We start from the raw sequence: 7,474 nt of genomic DNA, 5'->3' as shown, positions 1-7,474 counted from the left end.
TACTGCTTTATCAAACTCACTATCGTTATAGACATCTTTTGCAGTTAACATGTTGATATAAGCCGTTTTCATATCTTTTTTCTCTTTATCATTATAAGTCCATGATTCTGGATTAATAATGGCACTTGAAACGTACTTATAACCATTTTTTAATGAATGCTTATCAACACTATAATTCCAAACATCCACACCGACTAATTCACCATAATGCCCCAATAAGTTATAGGCCTCTAAATTAAAGTTGGAATAGTGCCAAGGTTTGGTTCTTTCTAATTCAGCGTGTTGCTTACCTTCGATATCAAACTGATTGCCAATACGTCGCATTTGAGTAATTCTCAAACGTTGCTTTGCTTGGTCTATTTGATTGGTAAAAATTGAAAAAGCAACCACCTGTGCATCAAACCAAGTTCCATGGTTATTATGCCAATTGTCTTCTTCAAAGCCGTTATCACTAGTCACTAACCAATGGGTAAAATCGGTATACCATTTTACAATCGCGTTATACTCATCGTCATTTAATTCTGGTTTAATTAGCTCAACCGAGTCCATGACTCCAATTAAAAGCCGACTATCGATAATCCCAATGCCACGACCATCAACAATACCGGGGATCGCTTGAGCATATTGTAAGTTTGGATTCATTCGAGTATCAGGATCGACAAACCAAGCTATTAGTTGATCTTTTGCCTTCTCTGAATAACGTTCCTTACCAGTAAAGTAATACGCTAAACCTAAGTTCTTTACGTCCTTAGCAAAAGTGATCATACGTTGCTTATCGGTTGCTGATGTTTTTGTATCCATGTTATAGACACCATCTTTCCTAATATAAGGAAGGCCATCTTTAGTGTCTGGGTTTGGCCACCAATAAGGACCAAAGCTATAATAATCATGCTTATTACCACTTGCAGGTAATAGAGTCTTATTAACTACAGGATCAATTTTACGTTTCAACGCTTTATCTGCCGATGAAATAAGCGCATCTATGGCTAATGAGTATTTATCTAGTTGCTGCTTATTTTCTGCTAATTTTTCTCCATCATAGCTAATAAAGCGTACATCTGAGTTAGCAGTAGCATTGAATGCTAAGCAAGGTATTAATAAAGCTAACGGTAACATTACTTTCTTCATGTGAACTCCATTTGAGTTTTCCCTGTGGTTTTCCCTTTTTAATCGCTCTAATTTTTTTAATATTCTCAAACAAATACAAACCGTGACATTCATCACTCTTGATGAAAAAACTTGTGAGATTTATCACTTAAAAAATAATAAGAAAATAATAAATCAATCACTTACAAGTAAATAAACCTTAATTACTCATCCCCACAGTCTAAAAAGAGGGAATCTCTGAGTAGCCAAAAATAAAGAGATATTTTGATCACAAAATGAAATTATCAGCGTGATCTTTGTCACGCGTAATAAAAACCTAAGTACGTCAAACTTCCTAGTTCCATAAAGATTTCGATTGAAGGTAGGAATCAAAAAATAATAATTAGGAGAACATAATGAACATCGACATCTTAGTGGTCGCCGTATATTTCGTCTTTATGGTGATAATAGGCTTTTTATTTAAGCGATTAGCTGGTAGCTCAACCAGTGATTACTTTCGCGGGGGCGGTAAGATGCTCTGGTGGATGGTAGGCTCTACCGCCTTTATGACACAATTTAGCGCCTGGACTTTCACTGGAGCAGCGGGAAAAGCTTATACCGATGGGTTTCCAATCCTCGTCATTTTTATGGCGAATGCTTTTGGATTCTTATTGTCTTGGTGGTTCTTTTCATACCGCTTTCGCCAAATTCGTACCGTCACTCCAATTGAAGGGGTAAGACGTCGCTTTGGAGCAACCAATGAGCAAGTGTTTACTTGGGCAACCATGCCAACAAGTATTGTTTACACTGGTATTTGGTTAAATGGATTGGCCCTTTTTGTCAGCGCAGTTTTTAAAATCGATATCTCCACGACTATCATCGCTACTGGGTTAATTGTGCTTTTCATATCCCTTATTGGTGGTTCATGGGGAGTCGTTGCTTCTGACTTTGTTCAAATGGTCGTCATCATGGCTGTTACCGTAGTTTGTGCAGTTGCCGCGATCGTCAAAGTAGGTGGCCCATCTAACTTAATTGAGCAATTCCCTGCTGATACTATTATGGGCAATAGTATGAACTATCCCCTACTGTTTATTAGTTGGTTTATTTTCATGTTTGTTAAGCAACTACAAAACATTAATAACATGAATGACTCTTACCGATTTTTAACCGCGAAAGATTCAACCAATGCTCGTAAAGCGGCGCTGTTAGCCTTTGTGTTAATGCTAATTGGTCCCATCATTTGGTTCCTACCGCCCTGGGCAACGGCAGTACTATATCCTGATGCAGCGCTTGCTCACTCAGCAGAACTCGGCAAAAAAGCAGCCGACGCTGTTTATCTTGTCTTCGTAGAACGTGTGATGCCGGCCGGCATGGTTGGACTACTAATGGCAGCTGTATTTGCAGCGACGATGTCGTCAATGGATTCTGGATTAAACCGAAATGCGGGGGTATTCGTACGTAACTTCTACTCAATATTCATTGATAAAAAAGCAACTGACCGTAAATTAATGCGTGTTAGCCAAATTGTGACACTCGTGTTTGGTGTACTAATCATTATGGTTGCGTTATTCATCAACTCACTAAAAGGATTAAGCTTATTTGATGCCATGATGTATGTAAGTACCTTATTGCAAATGCCAATTTTAGTACCTTTATTCTTCGGTATTTTCATTCGAAAAACACCAGACTGGGCAGCATGGGCAACACTTGTCGTCGGTATCGGGGTATCTTATGTCGTGAGTTTTGTGATCACTCCAGAAGTTATTGCTCAGTGGCTCAACCTAGAAAATGGTTTTACAGGCCGAGAAGCTTCGGATCTTAAAGTAATGAATGGTGTTATTGGTCACTTATTTATTACGGGTGGTTTCTTCTGCCTAACCACTAAATTCTACAAGGCACCAGAAGTTAAACGTCAAAAAGAAATCGAAGAATTCTGGCAAGATGTGGATACACCAGTGGTTGAAAGCGAAGGACAAGATATTGTTGACCGTCAGCAACGCAACATGCTGGGTAAATTGATTCTAATCTTTGGGGCATTGGTCACGGCAATGATATTAATTCCGAATCCATTTTGGGGAAGAATTGCTTTCCTATTCTGTGGAGCAGTAATATTCACCGTAGGTTGGTTACTACTAAAAAGTGCCAAAATTGGGTTAGAAACCCAAGCACCAAAAGTGACGAGTTCTTAAGCATTTAAAACGCTAAACCTAAGATAATAAGGGCGGCCATTGTAGGTCGCCCATTATTCGTTTTCTATCAGAGGTCTATATGTTGCAGTTTAATGATGAAGAAATCTTGAACATTCGAGCTCACGTCACTTCATCAATTATTAAGAAGCTAAAACAAGATAATGACATCATTCTAACCAGCGATACCTTGGTTCCGCCCGATGCTCGTTCTAGTTGGAATTTATACTATTACTGCCCACACCACGGCGTTAGACTTACATGGAATAGATACAACTCCACTCAACACGCTTGCCCGATAGATGGCGAAGTATTCACTGGCGAACCTTATAACAGTGCATGGTGGCGCTGGTTAAATGATCTCAATTCGAAGGCTTGCTATGAGTTGGGCTTATTATGGCAACTGACCCAAGAACCTATTTATTTAGAGAAAGTAAAATCCATCCTACTTGAATACGCCATTCGTTATCCTCACTATGAAGTTCATGGTGATATTCCTTATAACGGCCCAGGGAAAATCAACGCACAAACCTTGTGTGAAGCTAATTGCATGATTAATTTTGCCCGTGGTTATGATTTTATCTGTCAGGATATTTATGAGTTTGAACGTGAAAAAATTGAAACGAGCTTATTAAGAGAAGGGGCAGAATTTTTAATCCAAAACCGTACTCCTCAGCTACATAACCACGAGATCAAAATTAACGCCGCCGTTGGAATTATTGGCCTAATCTTAAATGATTCTCGCTATATCAGTTTTGCCTTAATTTCAGACTATGGTTTACATTATCAGCTTAACCATGGCTGTATTGGTGAAGGTATGTGGTTTGAAGGTTCTATTCATTATCACTATGACGCCCTACAATCACTGCTCGCCTACGAAAAAATCGCCTATAAAACACAGCACTCACTATCGATTAATCCTAACTTACTTAAAATGTTAAAGTTCCCGCTTAATTTAATTATGAGCAACGGAAATTTACCTCGACTTAATGACTGCATTGCGGGGCAAGAACAAGTCATCCATTCTGAAGTATTTGAGTTTGGATTCAGAGAATACCCATTTGAAATCTTGCACAAAGCGTTGCAATACATTTATAGCCAAGAAGAGCGAAATAATTTAGAAGCACTACTTTATGGTGTAGAGACACTAAAGCAGATAAAGAACCTCTCATGCCAATCGTCTCATCATCCAGATTGTGGCTATACCACCGAGTATTCATCTCAAAGCCGACATTTCATGTTGTTAAAACATGCCCCTTTTGGTGGTGAACATGATCATTATGACCGACTTAATTTAATTTTATGTCGTCATGGGTATGAAATTCTTCCTGATCTAGGTACGACAGGTTATGGAGCAAATTTGCATTATGATTATTATAAAAATAGCGCAACCCATAACACGCTAGTGGTCAATGAGGCGAATCAACCCCCCAACACCCCAAAGGTATTGAATTACGAAAAAACTGAGCATTTTACTCTTATTGATACCCTAGCAGATTGGACAACGACCAGTGTTGAGAATGTAGATAGCCATACCATTGTTCAATGGGATAGTGACGCATATCGTTCTATTTCGTATCGACGTACCATTATATGGGTTCATGGTTGTGTTATTGATATAAGCTCGGTCCATAATAACGAAAAGAATGACATTGCCTTGCACTACTTAATAAGAGGCACACATAACCTAAATTCAGATTGGAAAACGATCGCATCTCCTTTTAAGCACGCTTTACATCGCCTAGCTAATTGTCACAAACTCGATCAGGTTATTGAGCGTGGGCTTAGTTACAAAATTCCACAACAACCTAATTTTCATCAGCAAGTTCATACTAATAGCCCTTGCCAGTTAGTAACAGGCTATGGCCCAGACAATCCGGCCACCAGCGATATTGCCTACCTAGCGATACGTAGTAAGCAACCTTTTTTCTCAAGTCTGGTATTACATGATTTATCAGGTGAAACCGATATCTCTGATGTAAAGTGGCAAACCAACGAAGCGATTTATTTCACATTACGAACCGATGATGGTCAAAATAACTATTGCTTCGATTTTACTACTTCAACCCTTCAAATTGTATAGACTACTCCCTTAAAGAATAACCTCTTGTCATATCAGAAAAATTTTATTTTCACTCATTCATGGTCAAGTAAATGGTACTGTCATAACCACATAAATTGAGGTGAAAAACCGTGCATAGTCGCTCATATATAAATACGCAACCCCAAAAACTCTAAAGTGTTGCCCACCACCTATGTCAAACCAACATAGAGTGATTAATGTCACACTTATAACCCTGATTCAAAATATTGAACCCTTGTTTTGATTTTGCGCACAGTTTATCTTCTATTTAGACATTATTATTTATAAAAATTAAAACAATGTTTCAGGAAGATGATTATGAACTATGATTACCTCGTAATAGCCGGGTATTTCGCACTGATGATTCTTATCAGTGTGTTATTCAAAAAAATGGCAAGTAACAGTACCAGTGACTACTTCCGAGGGGGCGGTAAAATGCTCTGGTGGATGGTTGGTGCCACTGCCTTTATGACTCAATTCTCAGCATGGACCTTCACAGGTGCAGCCGGTAAAGCATTTACGGATGGCTTCGCTATCTTATTTGTTTTCTTCGGCAATATGCTGGCTTATGTCTTTGCTTACTTCTACTTTGCTCGCCGCTTCCGCCAAATGCGTGTCGATACTCCAACTGAAGGTGTCCGCCGCCGCTTTGGCTCTGTAAATGAGCAATTCTTCACTTGGGTAATCATTCCACTAAGCGTAATTAATGCAGGAGTTTGGTTAAACGGCTTAGGTGTGTTTGCTTCTGCGGTATTTAATGCAGATATCATTACCACTATCTACGTAACGGGTGCAGCAGTATTAGCTATCTCGCTAATCAGTGGTGCATGGGGTGTGGTGGCGTCTGACTTCATTCAAACATTAGTAGTTGCCGTTATCTCAATTGCTTGTGCGATTGTTGCATTAGTGGTTGTTGGTGGCCCAGGTGAAATTGTTACTGAGTTCCCTGGTGGATTCTTCATTGGCCCTGACATGAACTACCCTATGCTACTGGTTGGCTCTTGTTTATTCTTCCTAGTGAAGCAGCTACAAAGTATCAACAACATGCAAGAGTCTTACCGTTTCCTTAACGCTAAAGATTCAAAGAATGCGAGTAAAGCCGCTCTAATGGCGCTTTGTATGATGTTCTTTGGTGCGGTTGTTTGGTTTATCCCACCTTGGGCAACAGCAATCCTTTACCCAGATGCAGCATCTGCTTACCCTGAATTAGGTGCTAAAGCTTCTGATGCAGTTTACCTAGTATTCGCTCGTGAAGTAATGCCTATTGGTACTGTTGGCTTATTAATGGCAGGTCTGTTCGCAGCAACGATGTCTTCTATGGACTCAGCACTTAACCGTAACTCTGGTATCTTTGTACGTAGTTTCTACTCAACAGTAGTTCGTAAAGGTCAAGCATCGGATAAAGAACTGCTACGCGCTGGTCAATTAGCATGCCTCATTAACGGTATCTTAGTGATTCTAATGGCTCAGTTCTTCAACTCATTGAAGCATCTAAGCTTATTCGACTTAATGATGCAAGTTGCAACGCTACTACAATCACCAATTCTAGTACCATTGTTCTTGGGTATCATTATCCGTAAGACACCAAAATGGGCTCCTTGGGCAACGGTAATAGTTGGTATGTTCGTTTCTTACCTAGTAGTAACGGTATTCACTCCAAGCTTCGTTGCTGGTTGGTTCGGTATTGATTCACTAACAGGTCGCGAAACTTCAGACTTTAAGACTATGATTACCATCGCGGCTCACTTGTTTATTACTGCTGGTTTCTTCTGTGCAACAACCTTGTTCTACAAAGAAGAAAAAGATCCATACGTACAGCAAACGAAAGAATTCTTCGAAGATGTTGATACTGAGTGCATTGCAGAAGAAGGCCAAGATGAAGTTGACCGTATGCAACGTCACAAATTAGGTACTCTTGTGAGCTACATGGGTTACGGTTTGACCGCTATGGTACTGATTCCAAATCCGATGTGGGGCCGTGCACTGTTCCTTGGTTGTGCTATTGCCATCTTAGTATTTGGTTACTTACTGAAGAAAAGTGCCAAGGTAGGTGATTCAGATTTAGTAGGTATTTCTAACTAAGTACCACAAAATTAATAACAGCCAGTAGTGATTACTG

General features: G+C 39.6%; 4 protein-coding genes. 3 read left to right on the top strand and 1 reads right to left on the bottom strand.

What is annotated here, in order from left to right:
- Positions 1-1,128 (bottom strand): alginate lyase family protein (locus A1QC_RS11865; RefSeq protein WP_017026073.1); only part of this gene is annotated, 1,128 nt, incomplete at its 3' end.
- A 374-nt stretch (positions 1,129-1,502) separates the two neighbouring features.
- Between A1QC_RS11865 and A1QC_RS11860 the strand changes: the two genes are divergently transcribed.
- The 3 genes from A1QC_RS11860 (at position 1,503) to A1QC_RS11850 (ending at position 7,437) form a co-directional block, all read left to right on the top strand.
- Positions 1,503-3,275, top strand: coding sequence for a sodium:solute symporter family protein (locus tag A1QC_RS11860; RefSeq protein WP_017026072.1), 1,773 nt, complete (start codon positions 1,503-1,505; stop codon positions 3,273-3,275).
- A gap of 79 nt (positions 3,276-3,354) precedes the next feature.
- On the top strand, positions 3,355-5,355 hold the full coding sequence (locus A1QC_RS11855) for a heparinase II/III domain-containing protein (RefSeq protein ID WP_017026071.1): 2,001 nt from the start codon (positions 3,355-3,357) through the stop codon (positions 5,353-5,355).
- Positions 5,356-5,673: 318 nt separating this feature from the next.
- On the top strand, positions 5,674-7,437 hold the full coding sequence (locus tag A1QC_RS11850; protein ID WP_017026070.1) for a sodium:solute symporter family protein: 1,764 nt from the start codon (positions 5,674-5,676) through the stop codon (positions 7,435-7,437).
- The last annotated feature ends 37 nt before the right edge of the window (positions 7,438-7,474 follow it).

It is taken from the genome of Vibrio rumoiensis 1S-45 (genome assembly GCF_000286955.2).
GTDB classification, from domain to species: domain Bacteria; phylum Pseudomonadota; class Gammaproteobacteria; order Enterobacterales; family Vibrionaceae; genus Vibrio; species Vibrio rumoiensis_A.
The sequence above is the reverse complement of the archived record's forward strand: the minus strand, read 5'-3'. Positions and strand labels throughout refer to the sequence as shown.